Here is a 14,793-nt window from a genome sequence, read left to right on the forward strand (position 1 = left end):
GGGCCGGTGGGGGGTGGTCCCCCCCCCCGCTGGGATTCGCTGGTGGGGGGGCACCACCTGGGGGGCGGAGCCGAACTTGACCCAGCCGCGCGCCCCTTCCGGGGCCCGGGACCGCACCGGACTTCGCCAACCTGCTCGGCCGAGGTACACCCCCCGCCGCCCGCGCGACACACCGGAAGGACCACCATGATCTCCACCCTCCTGTCCCAGCTGCACGGGCCGGACGGTGACCCCACCCCACGCCTCGTGTACGGCGCCGACTACAACCCCGAGCAGTGGCCGCGCGAGGTGTGGGAGGACGACGTACGGCTGATGCGTGAGGCCGGCGTCAACCTGGTCTCCGTGGGGATCTTCTCCTGGGCCCGCATCCAGCCGGCCCGGGACGAGTGGGACTTCGGGTGGCTCGACGAGATCATGGGCCTGTTGCACGCGGGCGGCATCGGGGTCGACCTCGCCACCGCCACCGCGTCCCCGCCGCCCTGGCTCACCACGGCGCACCCGGAGATCCTTCCGGTGACCGCCTCCGGTGAGACGGTGTGGCCGGGGGCGCGGCAGCACTGGCGGCCCACCTCGCCGGTGTTCCGGAAGTACGCGCTCCGCCTGGTGCGGAAGATGGCCGAGCGGTACGTCGGTCATCCCGCCCTGGTGGCCTGGCACATCTCCAACGAGCTGGGCTGCCACAACATCTACGACTACTCCGACGACGCGGCCGGCGCCTTCCGCGACTGGCTGCGCGCCCGCTATACGACGCTGGAGGCGCTCAACCACGCCTGGGGCACGGCCTTCTGGTCCCAGCGCTACAGCGAATGGGAGCAGATCCTGCCGCCCCGGCTGGCAGCCTCCCACCCGAACCCCACACAGCAGCTGGACTTCAAGCGGTTCTCCTCCGATGCGCTTAAGGAGTATCTGCGCGCCGAACGGGACGTACTGCGGGAGATCACGCCCGACGTGCCCATCACCACCAACTTCATGGTGATGGGCGGCACCAAGGGCATGAACTACGCCGACTGGGCCCCCGAGATCGACTTCGTCTCCAACGACCACTACGTCCACCCCGGCCCCCAGGACCGCGACGAGCTGTCCTTCTCCGCCAACCTGACCGGCGGCATCGCGGGCGGACAGCCCTGGTTCCTGATGGAGCACTCCACGAGCGCCGTCAACTGGCAGCCCGTCAACGTGGCCAAGCGGCCCGGCGAGCTGGCCCGTGACTCGCTGCTGCACGTCGCGCACGGCGCCGACGCCGTGTGCTACTTCCAGTGGCGGCAGTCGGCGGCCGGTGCCGAGAAGTACCACTCGGCGATGGTGCCGCACGCCGGTGAGGACAGCGACCTCTTCCGCGCGGTGGTGACTCTCGGCGACACCCTCAAGACCCTGGCCCCGGTCGCGGGCAGCGAGCGCGAGCCTGCCCCCGTGGGCATCGTCTTCGACTGGGAATCCTGGTGGGCGAGTGAGCAGGACTCCCACCCCACCTCCCTGCTCGACTACCGCCAGGAAGCGCTCGACTGGTACTCCGCGCTCCTCGACCTCGGAGTCCGCGCCGATCTTGTCACCACCCGCACCGACCTCGACCGCTACCGCGTCCTGATCACGCCCGTCCTCCACGTCGTGCCCGCCGAACTCGCCAAGGAGCTCACGCGGTACGTCGAGAGCGGCGGCCACCTGGTCACCACGTACTTCTCCGGAGTCGTCGACGAGAACGACCACATCTGGCTCGGCGGCTACCCGGGCGCCCTGCGCGAGCTGCTCGGCATCCGCATCGAGGAGTTCGGGCCGCTGCTCGACGGCGAGACCGTCGAGCTGGACGACCTGGACGACGCCGGTACGGGCTCGCTGTGGACCGACCGGATCACCGTCACCGACCCGGAGGCGGAGGTCCTGGCCCGCTACCTCACCGGGGCGTACGCCGGCCTCCCCGCCGTCACCCGCCGTGCCACCGGACGGGGTTCGGCCGCGTACGTCTCCACTCGGCTCGGTGCCGAAGGGCTCACCGCCCTGCTGCCACGGCTGCTCGCCCCGGCCGGCGTCGAGAGCGAACTGCCCGCCGACGCACGCGGGTTGGTCGAAATCGCCGTACGCCGTGACGCCGGCAGCCGCTACCTGTTCCTGGTCAACCGCACCGACGAGACGGTGCCCCTGCCCGGACTCGACGGAGAACTCCTGGTGGGCCGGCAGGACGACGGCAACGCACTCGTCCTGCCGCCCCGGGACGTCGCCGTACTACGTCAGCCCACCACCTGATCTCTCCCCAGACCTCCTCGGACAGCACCGCACCCGTCCGAGGGCCATCCCTCCTGCCCGACGGGCGGGAGGACGAGCACAGCGACCACCACCGCAGTTGGGAGCACTTGATGGCACGCCGTACCCGCAGCAGACGGCTCCTCGGAGCCGCCGGCCTCACCGCTCTGGCCACCGGGGCCGCCCTGGTCTCCGCCCCGTCGTCCACGGCGCAGGTCGCGGCAGCGGACCCCCCCACCGTCACCGTCCGGCCCGACCCCTCCTACAAGCACGACAAGTTCGAGGGCTGGGGCACCAGCCTCGTCTGGTTCGCGAACGCCACCGGCGACTATCCGCCCGCGGTACGGGAGAAGCTGGCGAAGCTCCTCTTCGACGACAGCGGTCTCGCCCTGAACATCGCCCGCTACAACATCGGCGGCGGCAACGCCCCGGACGTCAAGGACTACCTGCGCGCCGGAGGAGCCGTCGAGGGCTGGTGGAAGGCCCCGGCCGGCACCACCCGCGAGGACACCGACTGGTGGAGCGCCGAGGACAAGAACGACTGGAACCCGAAGGCCGACGCGACCCAGCGCTGGTGGGTGGACCGGATCAAGAAGGACATCACCCACTGGGAGACGTTCAGCAACTCGCCGCCCTGGTTCATGACCGAGAGCGGCTATGTCTCCGGCGGTTTCGACTCCAAGACGGACCAGCTGAAGCCCGAGTCGATCGACGACTTCGCCAAGTACCTGGTGGGCGCCACCGAGCGCCTCGAGAAGGTCCACAAGATCGACGTCGACACCCTCGACCCGTTCAACGAGCCGAACACCGACTACTGGGGCACCAAGCTGGGACCCGACGGCGAGCCCGTCGGCGGCCGTCAGGAAGGCGCCCACATGGGCCCCGAACTCCAGCAGAAGGTGCTCCGCGCGCTGGCTCCGGTCCTGGACAAGTCCCGTACCGACGCGGAGATCTCCGCGATGGACGAGACCAACCCGAGCACCTTCACGCAGAACTGGCTCAGCTACCCGCAGGAGGTGCGCGACCTCGTCGACCAGATGAACGTCCACACCTACGGCACCGGCGGCCGCACCAGCGCGCGCGACCTCGCCAAGGCCGAGGACAAGCCGCTGTGGATGAGCGAGGTCGAGGGCGACTGGGGCGACGGCCAGAGCTTCACGGACATGCGGCCGGGCCTGGGCCTCGCCCAGCGCATGGTCGACGACCTGCGTGAACTGGAGCCCAGCGCCTGGGTGTTCTGGCAGCCGGTCGAGGACTACGACAACATGAAGCCGGGCGGCGAGTCCGCGAAGGGCGGCAACTGGGGCAGCATCCAGCTCCCGTTCAGCTGCACCTCCGAGGACACCCTCGAGTCGTGCCCGATCTACACCAACACGAAGTTCGACACCGCCCGGAACTTCACGCACTACATCAAGCCCGGTGACCGGCTGATCCAGGTGAACGACACCTCCAGCGCCGCAGCCGTCTCCAAGAAGGGCGACGGGGCGAGCGTCGTCCACGTCAACAGCACCACCGAGGCCCGTACGGTCACCGTCGACCTGTCCAAGTTCGGCAAGATCAGCCGCAAGGCCACCGTCACCCCCGTGGTGACCAGCGCCGACAACAAGCTCGAGCGGCACAAGGCCATCAAGGTCAGCGACCGCAAGGCCACCTTCACCGTGCCCGCCCAGTCGGTGACCTCCTTCGTCGTCAAGGGCGTGTCCGGTGTCGCCAAGGACGCCGCGCTGCTCCAGAAGGGCCACACCTACGAGCTGACCGGTGTGCAGAGCGGCAAGGCCCTGACCGTCGCCGACAACGGCACCAACCTGGTCATCAAGTCGGCCGCCACGGGTACCGCCGCTGCCGGCCGGCAGTGGAAGCTGCGGCAGATCAGCGGTGACACGGACAACCGGCAGCGGTACGTGTTCACCAACCCGGTGGAGGGCAAGCGTCTCGCCGTCCGTAACGGCGCCCCGGTGGTGGAGCCCGACGAGGGCCGCCGCGACAAGGCCACCCAGTGGATCATGTCGACGACCGGTGACGGCACCTTCACCCTCGTCAACGCCGCCACCGGCCGCCTCCTGGAGGTCGGCGGCCAGGCCACCAATGAGGGCGCGGCCGTAACGCTGTGGACGCCCAACTCCGGCTCCAACCAGCGCTGGAGGGTCACGGACGTGACTGACTGATCCACGAGCACCTGTGCGTGGGGCGTGACGCCTCCGGTCCGGCGGCCGGAGGCGTCACGCTTTTCTGCCGCTCTGGTGCGCGGGTGGTAGGTCCCAGGGCTGAGCGCCCCCGGGACGAAAATCCCATGTACGGGGCGCGGGCCGGTTGAGAGCATGACTGCCATGCTCAGAGCCGCCGCAGCGAGACCCGTGTCCCGAAATTCCGCGCCGCCCACCTGGGTGGTCGTCGCGCTCGCCTGCGCGGGCCAGTTCCTCGTGGTGCTCGACATCTCCGTGGTCAATGTGGCGCTGCCCTCGATGCGGGCCGACCTGGCGCTCAGCGCGACGGGGCTCCAGTGGGTCGTCAACGCGTACACGATCGCCTTCGCCGGCTTCATGCTGCTCGGCGGGCGGGCCGGGGACCTGTACGGGCGCAAGCGGATGTTCCTGATCGGGCTCACCATCTTCACGCTCGCGTCCCTCGGCGGCGGGCTCGCCCAGGCCGAGTGGCAGCTGCTGCTCGCACGGGCCGTGCAGGGGCTGGGCGCGGCCGTGCTCGCGCCCTCGACGCTGACGATTCTGACGTCGGCCGTGCCGGAAGGGGCGCCGCGCGCGCGAGCCATCGCGACCTGGACCGCCTTCGGCGCGGGCGGCGGAGCGGCGGGCGGCCTCGTCGGCGGACTCCTGGTCGAGGGACTGTCCTGGCGATGGGTGCTGCTGATCAATGTGCCCGTCGGCGCCGTCGTACTGGCCGGCGCCCTGCGGTGGCTCGTCGAGAGCCGGGCCGGTGACGGGCGGCGGCTCGATCTGCCGGGCGCGCTGCTGGTGACGGCGGGCCTTGCGACCCTCTCGTACGGGATCGTGCAGACGGAGGCCGAGGGCTGGACCTCGTCCGCAGCCCTCGCCCCGCTACTCGCCGGAGCCGCGCTCATCGGGCTCTTCCTGCTGGTCGAAGCGCGGGCCAAGGCACCGCTGATGCCCCTGAAGCTGTTCCGTATACGGTCCGTGTCGTCGGCGAACGTGGCGATGTTCCTGTGCGGCGCCGCCATGATCTGCATGTGGTTCTTCATGACCCTGTACACCCAGAACGTGCTCGGCTACACGCCGCTGGAGGGCGGGCTCGCGCTCATGCCCAGCTCGCTCGCTGTGGTGCTGGGCTCGAAGGCGGCGCCGCGCCTCATGCGCGTCGCCGGGGCGCGCCATGTCGCGGTGCTCGGGACGCTGGTGGCCGCCGTCGGGTTCGGCTGGCAGTCGACGATGAGCGCGGACGGTACGTACCTCACCGGCATCATGTTCCCCGGGATCCTGATGATGCTCGGCGCCGGACTGTCCGCGACGCCGCTCGGCTCGCTGGCCACGTCGGGGGCGGCGCCGGGGGACGCCGGGCTGGTCTCGGGCCTGGTCAACACCTCGCGCACGATGGGCGGTTCGCTCGGCCTCTCGGTGATGTCGACGATCGCGGCGGCCCGTACCGGGGGCGGCACATCGGCCGCGGCACTGACGGAGGGCTACGCACTGGCCTTCCGTACGGGCACGGGCGTGCTGCTGGGAGGCGCCGTACTGATGCTGCTGTGGCTGCCGCGGCGGGTGCCGGCGCAGGCTGCGAGCGACTGAGCCACGGACGTACCGACGGACGTCACGAAAAGATCGCGAGGGCAGGCAACGAAATCCGAGGCCCATGGACTCTATTGGTCATCTAGGAGGTGCCCATGGGGGATCGGAAGCAGGTTCTGGACGAGGAGTTCCAGAGCTTCGTCATCGGCCGCTGGCCGCGGCTGATGCGTACGGCATTTCTCCTCACGGGGGAGCAACACGCGGCGGAGGACCTGGTGCAGTCGTCGCTGGAGCGGGCGTATGTGGCGTGGCGCAAGGTCAGTGCCGCCGACGACCCGGACGCGTATGTGTGGCGCCTGATGATCAACGCACATGCGAGAAAGCACCGCAGGCGCCTCAAGGAGTTCCTGGCCCCCAGGTCCGACGGGGATCTCACGCCCGAGCTGCCTGACGCCGGGGACCGGATCGCCCAGGCGGACGACCGCTCCGCGCTGCTCAAGGCGCTGTCCCAACTGCCGCCCCGACAGCGGGAAGCGGTGGTGTTGCGCTACTGGGAGGACCTGAGCGAGACGCAGGCGGCGGAGGCGATGGGCTGCTCGGCGGGGGCCGTGAAGAGCAACGCGGCGAAGGGGATCGCGAAGCTCCGCGCCATACCGGGCCTGGCCGAGACGGTGACTCAGGTAGGGCGGAAGTGATGAGTGCGGACCGGGAGAAGAACCACGACATGACGCACGGCGACGTGACGCACAGCGACATCGCCCTCCTGCTGGCGGACGCCGCGGACGAGGTCGACATCGGCATAGCCCCCTACCAGGCGGTGGTACGAGGCGGCCGGCGCCGCAAGGCGCGGCGCTGGGCGGTGGCGGCCACGGCCACCCTGGTGATCGCGGGCTCGACGGGTTCGCTGGCCCTGGCCGGAGCGCTGAGCGGCGACGGAGACCGTGCCGCTCCGGCGGCCACGCAGCCGACGACGGTCGAGGCGCGGCACTTGTACGAGCCCGCTCGGACCACGCTGGCGACCGGCCGCGACCAGGGCAAGGCGTGGCGGGTCGTCATCGAGGTCTGGGGGGCGCCGAAGGACAAGGTGGAGGCACAGGGCCAGTTGGACGCGATGGGTCTGTACGGCGTCAAGCCGGGGGACGTCCGAGGGCCCGCGGAGCTGGTCGGCAAGGGCTGGGTGTTCGTGCACCTGACGGTGGGCGACGGCGACTCGGCGACGGTCGTGCAGGGGCCGGTGGAGAAGGGCGACTCCATGTCCGGTACGGACATCCAGGCGTACTCGATGCCCCTGGCGGCGGAGGGCTCCGAGGGCGTCGGCGCCTCCCGCAGCCTCGTGATCGGCAAGGTCGCCCCGACTGCCCAGCAGGCCGTCTGCACCTGGGACGACGAGACGGCCACCGTCGTCAATCGTGCACCCCGGGGCACGGAGACCAGCACGGAAACCCCCTCGATCCGTCCGGTCGACGGCTCCCAGCCGAACTGGTTCGTGTGCGTGTCCCCGAAGGGGGTGGGCTACAAGTCGGCGGATGTGGCGGGCTTCGTGGGGAACTGACCGAGGGCGGTGCGAATCCGTGGACGGACCCACCAGGCGGCGAGGGCGGCTGTGCGGGGTCAGGTCAGCCGCAGGAACCGTCGCCCCGGCGGACGACACGGACCGGTCGCCGTGCAGGGTCCGGCCCGGTTCGGGCCGGTCCGAGCATTGATCAGTCGCCCTCTAGAGCCAGCCCTGCTGGCGGGCCTCCCGCATCGCCTCCATGCGGTTGCGGGTGCCCGTCTTGCCGATCGCGGAGGACAAGTAGTTGCGGACCGTGGACTCGGAGAGGTGGAGCTTGGCCGCTATGTCGCTGACGGTCGCCCCGTCGGCGGAGGCCTTCAGCACGTCGCACTCGCGGGCCGTCAGCGGACTCGGCCCGGCGCTCAACGCGGCCGCGGCGAGCGCCGGATCTATCACCGTCTCGCCGGTCAGCACCCGTCGGATCGAGGCGGCCAGTTCCTCCACGGGCCCGTCCTTCACCAGAAACCCCGCGGCGCCCGCCTCCATGGCCCGCCGCAGATACCCAGGGCGGCCGAAGGTGGTGAGGATCAGCACCCGGCAGTCGGGCACCTCGTCCCGCAACCGCGCGGCGGCGTCGAGCCCGCTGATCCCCGGCAACTCGATGTCCAACAAGGCGACATCGGGCCGAGACTCCAGGGCCGCGACCACGATCACGTCCCCGGCAGCCACCTGCGCGACCACCTCGATGTCCTCCTCAAGACCGAGCAGCAGGGCGAGGGCGCCCCGCATCATCCCCTGGTCCTCGGCGAGCAGCACGCGGATGGACTTGGCGGGCCGGTCGTCCCGGGGCATCTCGTTCACGGCCCAAGCGTAGGCCGGTCAGACGCACTCCGGACCTAGGCCGCCGTCCCCGGCAGGTTCAGCACGCTCGCCTCCTGCGAAGCGCCCGCCGGATCCGCCTCCTCACCCAACTCCGCTGTTTCCACCGGCAGTTCCGCCGTCACCACGAAGCCGCCCCGCGGACGGGGCCCCGCCTCCAGCGAGCCGCCCGCCGCCGCGAGGCGTTCCGTGAGGCCCTTGAGCCCGGTGCCGCCGATGCCCGGGATCGACGGGGGCGGGTCGGACGCGGGAAGCGCACCGCGGCCGTCGTCCGAGATGCGTACCCGGACGCGTTCCAGGCCGCCCTCGACCACGATCTCGCAGCGGGTCGCGCCGCTGTGGCGTACGGCGTTGGTGACGGCCTCGCGGATCACCCAGCCCAGCAGTGCCTCCGTCCGGGCGGCGAGGGCCGGGCCCGACTGGCGTACGACGGGTTCGATGCCGACGGTCTGCAACGCCGAGCGGGCCCGGTCGAGTTCGGTGGCCAGGCTTCCCTCGCGGTAGCCGGTCACCGCCTCGCGGACCTCCGTGAGCGCTTGGCGGCCCACCGACTCGATGTCCCCGACCTGGACGAGCGCCGCGTCCAGGTCGCGGCGGGCCAGCCGGCGGACCGCCTCCGACTTCACCACGATTACGGAGAGGGTGTGGCCCAGCAGATCGTGAAGGTCGCGGGAGAAGCGGAGCCGTTCCTCCTCGACGGCGCGGCGGGCCAACTCCTCGCGGGCGGCGCGGAGTTCACGTACAGCCTCGGAGAGGGAGAGGATCGCCGCGGTCACCATGGTGGAGAGGAAGGTGCCGTACGCGACGTTTATTGCACCCCAGCCGTCCCGGACCCCCGCCACGACACCCGAGAGCAGGGTCAGGCCGAGCCCGACCCTGCCGAGCCACCGGCCTCGTACGATCGCGCCCGTCGCCAGGCCGAGCAGCGGGAAGAAAAGCAGCCAGCTGCCGCCGTAGGTGATGGCGAGGGCACAGGTCACCACGCCCAGCGCGATCAGCATCACGCGGGTGGAGCGGGCCTCGCGCGCCTCCTTCACGAAGGCGCGGAACACCAGCGCGATGTAGAGGGAGTTGAAGGCCAGCAGGCCGATGCCGCCGATCCAGGGGTTCGGGGTCTTGCCCTGGAACAGGTTGGAGAAGGCGCCCATGCCCATCAGAAGCCAGGGGAGGAGGGCGAAGCCGCTGGGCGGCGGGCCGAGTTCCTCCGGCGGCCCGCCGGTCTTCTTCCGGGCCCGGGCCCGCTTACAGCCCTCGGCGTGCCGCAAGGCCAGCCAGTAATTGACCCTGGTCGTCCAGGACATGCCCTGCCCCCGCTCAAACGGTTCCAGACAGATTCAGACGGTTCGCGCGGTCCTGCGGTACGAAGTAACAGCGTACGAGCCGAAGGCCAGCAGCCAGAGGCTCAGCACCAGTACCGCCCCCATGGTCGGCGCATGCCCGTCGGCGACCGCCGTGCCGAGCTGCGCGAACCGGTTCGTCGGTGTGTACGCGGACACCGAGCGCAGCCACTCCGGGAAGAGGACGAGCGGGAACCACAGGCCGCCGACGACGGCCAGCACCAGGTTGCAGGCCAGGTTCGCGACCCCGGTCGTCTGCGCGGTCAGCCGGTAGCCGTTGCCCAGACCGAGCAGCGTGAACGGGATCGAGCCCAGCCACAGCAGCAGCGCGATCGCCGCCCACTTCCACGCATCCAGTCGTACGCCATTGACGAGCCCGCCCGCCGCCAGCACCGCGACGAGCGCGGGCAGCACCGTCACCGCCCCGGTCAGCGCCCGGCCGATCACCACCTGGCGCGGAGTCATCGGCGTGATCCGCAGCTGCCGCAGCCAGCCGGTCGACTTGTCCTCGGCGACGCCGGCACCGGTGTTCAGCGCCGAGCCCATCGCCCCGTACGCGGCCATGCCGACCATCGAGGCGGTCTTCCAGCCGCTGTCGTCGCCGCCGAGGTTGGTGAACAGCAGGTACATCGTCACCGGCATCACAACGGTGCCGATCACAAAACCGGGATCGCGCAGCGTCCGCCGCACTTCGAGCCGCAGGTACTCCCACACCACACCAGTCACCGTCATCACACCCTTTCCAGCACGCTCGACGAGCCCGACGTCAGCGCCAGGAACGCGTCGTCCAGCGACGCGGGCGCGACCTCCAGACCGCGTATGGCGCCCATCTCGGCGAGCGCTGTCACCGTCGCGTCGGAGTCCTCCGTACGCAGCCGTGCCCGGTCCCCGCGCACCTCCACCGACACCACACCGGGCAGCAGGGTCAGGCCCTCCGTGGAGCGGCCCGCCAGGTCGAAGGCGACCAGGTTGCCGCCCGCCGCCCGCCTGAGCTGCTCACCACTGCCGTCGGCGACGATGCGGCCCCGGTCGATGACCACGATCCGATCGGCGTTCGCGTCCGCCTCCTCCAGGTAGTGGGTGGAGAAAAGGACGGTGTGGCCGCGCCGCGCGTACCCCCGCATCGAGTCCCAGAAGGCGTACCGCGCCTCGACATCGAGGGCGGCGGTGGGCTCGTCGAGCACGATCAGCGCGGGGTTCCCGATGAGCGCGACCGCGAACCGCACCCGCTGCGTCTGGCCCCCGGAGAGCCGGTCGACGCGCCGCCCGGCCAGCTCGGCGATGCCCGCGACCTCCAGTGCCTCGGCGACGGGCATCGGCGCCGGATACGTACGTGCGACGAATCCGACGAGCTCGCCCACCGTCACCCGCGGCACCGGGCGGCCGTCCTGCAGCATGGCGCCCACCCGGCCCGCGCGTACGGCCACTTCCGGCGCCGCGCCGAAGAGCCGTACGACACCCTCGTCGGGCTCGTTCAGGCCGAGGAGCAGCGAAATCGCGGTGGACTTGCCGGCGCCGTTGCGGCCGAGCAGGGCGACCGTCTCGCCGCGCGCCATCTCCAGATCGATCCCGTCCACGGCTCGTACCGAGCCGAAGGTCTTGACCGCCCCTGTGAAGGACACGGCCTGATGTGTCCCGCCTGTCCGTGCTGTCTGTGCCGTCTCTGCCATGGGTATGACGCTACGAATCCGGGGGCGGTGCGCGGCAGATGCGCTTGTACGGACTCGGGCGGGACAAATGTCACTGCCCGCTCCCATGGCCCGAGTCAGCTCATCTGACATAGCGTCAGAGTCTTCACAAGTGCTGGGAGCTGGGCTATACAGAGGGTCGCCGGACTGGAACGCGTTCTAGAACAGTCGGGTTCCGCGGCCCAAGGTCGACCTCGGTGCGTCCGACGGTGCGGACGGCCGCACCGAGGTCTTCTCCGCCGAAGATCCGCCAGCAGTCAGGAGCCGCATGCCCATCGACGCCGCCAAGGCCCTCGCCGCCGAGCCCCGGACCGGCGAGATCACCTGGAATCACAAGGACGTCCAGCTCTACCACCTGGGAATCGGCGCGGGCGTCCCGGCGACCGACCCCGACGAGCTGCGCTACACCCTCGAGTCCAGGCTGCACGTCCTGCCGAGCTTCGCGACCGTCGCGGGCGCGGGCTCCCCGGGCGTGATCGGCGGACTGTCCATGCCGGGCGTCGAGGTCGACCTCGCACACGTCCTGCACGGCGGCCAGAGCGTCGAGCTGCACCGCCCGATTCCCGCCGAGGGCAAGGCTGTTGCCACCGCACGGATCGCGGCCGTGTACGACAAGGGCAAGGCCGCCATCCTCGTCATGCGCACCGAAGTCGCCGACGACGAGGGCCCGTTGTGGACGAACGACGCGCAGATCTTCGTACGCGGCGAAGGCGGCTTCGGCGGCGAACGCGGCCCCTCCACCCGCCTCGACCCGCCGACAGGCGACCCGAGCAGGGAAGTCGAGCGGCACGTCCGCGAGGACCAGGCCCTGCTCTACCGCCTCTCCGGCGACTGGAACCCGCTGCACGCCGACCCGGAGTTCGCCAAGCGCGCCGGGTTCGACCGGCCGATCCTGCACGGGCTGTGCACGTACGGGATCACGCTCAAGGCGGTCGTCGACACGCTGCTCGGCGGCGATGTGGCACGGGTCCGCTCCTACAGCACGCGCTTCGCCGGGGTCGTCTTCCCCGGTGAGACCCTCCGCATCCGGATGTGGCAGCAGGGCGGCAGGGTCCAGGGGACGGTGACGGCGGTCGAACGGGACGACGCGCCGGTGCTGGCCGACACCATCGTCGAACACGCTTGAACTCTTGAGGGGAGCCGCACCATGCGGGCAGCCGTACTGCACGAGATCGGCCAGGACAAGCTGGAGGTCCTCGACGACGTCGAGGCGGCAGGCTTCGGTCCCGGCCGGGTGAAGATCCGGGTACGGGCCACCGGACTGTGTCATTCGGACCTCTCGGCGATGTCCGGGGTCCTGCCGCAGCCGGGGCCGTTCGTGCCCGGGCACGAGGGCGCGGGCGAGATCCTGGACGTCGGCGAGGGCGTCACGAACGTCAAGCCCGGCGACCGCGTAGTCGTCTGCTGGCTGCCCGCCTGCGGCGCCTGTCCCGCCTGCAAGCGCGGCCAGACGGAGCTGTGCCTGGCCGGGTTCATGAACGCGGGCACGCCCAACTTCAAGCGGCCCGCAGGCGATGTCTTCGGCATGGCGGGCACCGGGACGTTCACCGAGGAGGTCGTGGTCGACGCGGGCTGCGCCGTGCCCATCCCGGACGACGTGCCCTTCGACATCGCGGCCCTCATCGGCTGCGGGGTCACCACGGGACTCGGCGCCGCCCTCAACACCGCCGATGTGGAAGCCGGTTCGTCGGTCGCGGTCATCGGCTGCGGCGGCGTCGGCATCTCCGCGATCCAGGGCGCGCGACTCAAGGGCGCCGCCGAGATCGTCGCCGTCGACCCGGTGGCCTCACGCCGTGAGTCCGCGCTGAAGTTCGGCGCCACCAGGGCCGTATCGCCGGACGAACTCCCCGACACCAAGCAGACGTTGACCGCGGGCGAGGGCTTCGACTACGTCTTCGAGGTCGTCGGCAAGTCCGCCACCGCCCGCACCGCGTACGAGAACACCCGTCGCGGCGGCACGCTGGTCGTCGTCGGCGCCGGCGCCATGGACGACTTCCTGCAGCTCAGCATGTTCGAGCTGTTCTTCGACGAGAAGCGGATCCTGCCGAGCATGTACGGCGGCGGGGACGTCATGCGTTCGTACGAGCGGACCATCGCGTTGTGGCGTGCCGGGCGCATCGACCTGGAGGGGCTGATCACCCACCGGGTGCCGCTGAGCGAGATCAACGAGGCGCTGGACCAGATGCGTACGGGTGTGGCGCTGCGTACGTGCATCGAGATCTGACTCAGGCGCATGCGCGGAATGTGACACGTCGGCTTCGATGTGTCACATTCCGCCAACCGATCACCGATACCGATGGCTGAAGGGGCCTTGATGTCATTGCCACTTGAAGGGCGGGCCGCGATCGTCACCGGTGCGGGCCGCGGGCTCGGCCGGGCGGAGGCGCTGGAACTCGCCCGCCTTGGCGCCGCCGTCGTCGTCAACGACTTCGGCCGGCCGGGACGGGACGGTTCCGGCGACGCGTCGGCCGGGCCCGCCGAGGAGGTCGCGGACGAGATCCGTCAGGCCGGCGGTCGCGCGATCGCCCACACCGGTGACGTGGCGGACCACCAACAGGCCCAGGAACTCGTCGAGTTGGCGGTCACCACGTTCGGGCAGCTGGACATCCTCGTCAACAACGCGGGCATCCTGCGCGACAAGATGGTCTTCTCGATGTCCGAGGACGAGTGGGACTCCGTCATCCGCGTCCACCTGAAAGGCCACTTCAACACAACCCACTTCGCCGCCGCACACTGGCGCAACCGCTCCAAGGCGACGGGCGCCCCGGTGTACGGGCGCATCGTCAACACCTCCTCAGAGGCCTTCTTGGCGGGCTCCGCCGGCCAGCCGAACTACGCGGCGGCCAAAGGCGGAATCGTCGGGCTCACCACCTCCACGGCCCTGGCCCTCGCCAAGTACGGCGTCACAGCGAACGTGATCTGCCCGCGCGCCCGCACCCGGATGACCGCGGACGTCTTCGCCGGTTCCGGGGACTCGGCCGACGGTCTCGACCCGCTGGCCCCCGAGCATGTAGCCCCACTCGTCGGTTACTTGGCCTCACCCGCCGCCTCACGCATCAACGGCCAGCTCCTGGTCGTCCACGGCGGCATGGTCGCAATCGTCGAACGCCCCCGGGTGTCAGCCAAGTTCGACACCAAGCAGGACGCTTTCAGCTACGACGAACTGGACACGCTCCTCACCCCGCACTACGCGGAACGCCCGCCGAACGAAGCGTTCGCAGCGGTGGAGGTGCTTGGCCTCAAGCGCGAAACGTTCACCTGACGCCTACGGGGGGTGGGGTGCGGGGTTCGCGGGCGCTGCGGGTGCGTCGTGGCTGGTCGCGCAGTTCCCCGCGCCCCTGAAGGGGCGCTCCTGGAGCCGTCAGCCATCATGCTCACCAGCCCCGACGTGCCCGCGCTTGCCCACCGGCGGGAGGGGACGTGGGCCGGTGCGTCGTATGCCCGTCGCGTAGGTTCTGTCT

The 14,793-nt window shown here is 70.6% G+C and carries 12 protein-coding genes; 8 read left to right on the plus strand and 4 right to left on the minus strand.

All coding sequences use genetic code 11. The features are described from left to right. Positions 1–186 precede the first annotated feature (186 nt). The 5 genes from ACGFNK_RS45510 (at position 187) to ACGFNK_RS45530 (ending at position 7,485) form a co-directional block, all read left to right on the plus strand. On the plus strand, positions 187–2,238 hold the full coding sequence (locus tag ACGFNK_RS45510; RefSeq protein ID WP_393427253.1) for a beta-galactosidase: 2,052 nt from the start codon (positions 187–189) through the stop codon (positions 2,236–2,238). 110 nt (positions 2,239–2,348) lie between these two features. After that, on the plus strand, positions 2,349–4,400 hold the full coding sequence (locus ACGFNK_RS45515) for an RICIN domain-containing protein (RefSeq protein ID WP_393427256.1): 2,052 nt from the start codon (positions 2,349–2,351) through the stop codon (positions 4,398–4,400). A 162-nt stretch (positions 4,401–4,562) separates the two neighbouring features. Then, entirely contained in the window at positions 4,563–5,993 is a 1,431-nt protein-coding gene (locus ACGFNK_RS45520; RefSeq protein WP_393427259.1) for an MFS transporter, read from the plus strand. Between the two features lie 95 nt (positions 5,994–6,088). Then, the gene (locus ACGFNK_RS45525) at positions 6,089–6,628 is read left to right on the plus strand and encodes a SigE family RNA polymerase sigma factor (RefSeq protein ID WP_393427262.1); all 540 of its coding nucleotides are present in this window, start codon (positions 6,089–6,091) and stop codon (positions 6,626–6,628) included. After that, positions 6,628–7,485 (plus strand): hypothetical protein, encoded by an 858-nt coding sequence (locus ACGFNK_RS45530; protein WP_393427265.1) that lies wholly within the window; start codon positions 6,628–6,630, stop codon positions 7,483–7,485. The genes ACGFNK_RS45525 and ACGFNK_RS45530 overlap by 1 nt, the downstream gene beginning before the upstream one ends. A 162-nt stretch (positions 7,486–7,647) precedes the next feature. Here the strand turns inward: ACGFNK_RS45530 and ACGFNK_RS45535 are convergent, their stop codons facing one another. The 4 genes from ACGFNK_RS45535 to ACGFNK_RS45550 are packed head-to-tail and all read right to left on the minus strand — an operon-like array spanning position 7,648 to position 11,266. Beyond that, complete coding sequence (locus ACGFNK_RS45535; protein ID WP_393427282.1) at positions 7,648–8,280, minus strand: response regulator; 633 nt, start codon at positions 8,278–8,280, stop codon at positions 7,648–7,650. Positions 8,281–8,324: 44 nt separating this feature from the next. Beyond that, positions 8,325–9,608 (minus strand): sensor histidine kinase, encoded by a 1,284-nt coding sequence (locus ACGFNK_RS45540; protein ID WP_393427268.1) that lies wholly within the window; start codon positions 9,606–9,608, stop codon positions 8,325–8,327. 33 nt (positions 9,609–9,641) lie between these two features. Continuing rightward, positions 9,642–10,376 carry an ABC transporter permease gene (locus tag ACGFNK_RS45545; protein ID WP_393427271.1) on the minus strand — a complete coding sequence of 245 codons (735 nt, stop codon included), beginning with the start codon at positions 10,374–10,376 and terminating at the stop codon, positions 9,642–9,644. Further along, complete coding sequence (locus ACGFNK_RS45550; RefSeq protein ID WP_393427273.1) at positions 10,376–11,266, minus strand: ABC transporter ATP-binding protein; 891 nt, start codon at positions 11,264–11,266, stop codon at positions 10,376–10,378. Before ACGFNK_RS45550 ends, ACGFNK_RS45545 begins: the two co-directional genes overlap by 1 nt. Positions 11,267–11,600: 334 nt before the next feature. Here ACGFNK_RS45550 and ACGFNK_RS45555 point away from each other — a divergent pair, with 334 nt between their 5' ends. The 3 genes from ACGFNK_RS45555 to ACGFNK_RS45565 all read left to right on the plus strand — a co-directional run bounded on the left by ACGFNK_RS45555 (position 11,601) and on the right by ACGFNK_RS45565 (position 14,594). Beyond that, complete coding sequence (locus tag ACGFNK_RS45555; RefSeq protein WP_393427276.1) at positions 11,601–12,458, plus strand: MaoC/PaaZ C-terminal domain-containing protein; 858 nt, start codon at positions 11,601–11,603, stop codon at positions 12,456–12,458. Positions 12,459–12,479: 21 nt separating this feature from the next. Then, a complete protein-coding gene (locus tag ACGFNK_RS45560; RefSeq protein WP_386346331.1) occupies positions 12,480–13,556 on the plus strand; it encodes a Zn-dependent alcohol dehydrogenase in 1,077 nt (358 codons plus the stop codon). A gap of 90 nt (positions 13,557–13,646) precedes the next feature. After that, the gene (locus tag ACGFNK_RS45565) at positions 13,647–14,594 is read left to right on the plus strand and encodes a 3-oxoacyl-ACP reductase (RefSeq protein ID WP_393427279.1); all 948 of its coding nucleotides are present in this window, start codon (positions 13,647–13,649) and stop codon (positions 14,592–14,594) included. Positions 14,595–14,793 lie beyond the last annotated feature (199 nt).

Source organism: Streptomyces sp. NPDC048825, from assembly GCF_043198355.1.
Classification (GTDB): domain Bacteria; phylum Actinomycetota; class Actinomycetes; order Streptomycetales; family Streptomycetaceae; genus Streptomyces; species Streptomyces xiangluensis.

Excerpts from the sequence above, each read along its gene's own strand:
- ACGFNK_RS45510 (WP_393427253.1), top strand. The coding sequence starts at position 187 with ATGATCTCCACCCTCCTGTCCCAGCTGCACGGGCCGGACGGTGACCCC.
- ACGFNK_RS45515 (WP_393427256.1), top strand. The coding sequence starts at position 2,349 with ATGGCACGCCGTACCCGCAGCAGACGGCTCCTCGGAGCCGCCGGCCTC.
- ACGFNK_RS45520 (WP_393427259.1), top strand. The coding sequence starts at position 4,563 with ATGCTCAGAGCCGCCGCAGCGAGACCCGTGTCCCGAAATTCCGCGCCG.
- ACGFNK_RS45525 (WP_393427262.1), top strand. The coding sequence starts at position 6,089 with ATGGGGGATCGGAAGCAGGTTCTGGACGAGGAGTTCCAGAGCTTCGTC.
- ACGFNK_RS45530 (WP_393427265.1), top strand. The coding sequence starts at position 6,628 with ATGAGTGCGGACCGGGAGAAGAACCACGACATGACGCACGGCGACGTG.
- ACGFNK_RS45535 (WP_393427282.1), bottom strand. The coding sequence starts at position 8,280 with ATGCCCCGGGACGACCGGCCCGCCAAGTCCATCCGCGTGCTGCTCGCC.
- ACGFNK_RS45540 (WP_393427268.1), bottom strand. The coding sequence starts at position 9,608 with ATGTCCTGGACGACCAGGGTCAATTACTGGCTGGCCTTGCGGCACGCC.
- ACGFNK_RS45545 (WP_393427271.1), bottom strand. The coding sequence starts at position 10,376 with ATGACGGTGACTGGTGTGGTGTGGGAGTACCTGCGGCTCGAAGTGCGG.
- ACGFNK_RS45555 (WP_393427276.1), top strand. The coding sequence starts at position 11,601 with ATGCCCATCGACGCCGCCAAGGCCCTCGCCGCCGAGCCCCGGACCGGC.
- ACGFNK_RS45560 (WP_386346331.1), top strand. The coding sequence starts at position 12,480 with ATGCGGGCAGCCGTACTGCACGAGATCGGCCAGGACAAGCTGGAGGTC.
- ACGFNK_RS45565 (WP_393427279.1), top strand. The coding sequence starts at position 13,647 with ATGTCATTGCCACTTGAAGGGCGGGCCGCGATCGTCACCGGTGCGGGC.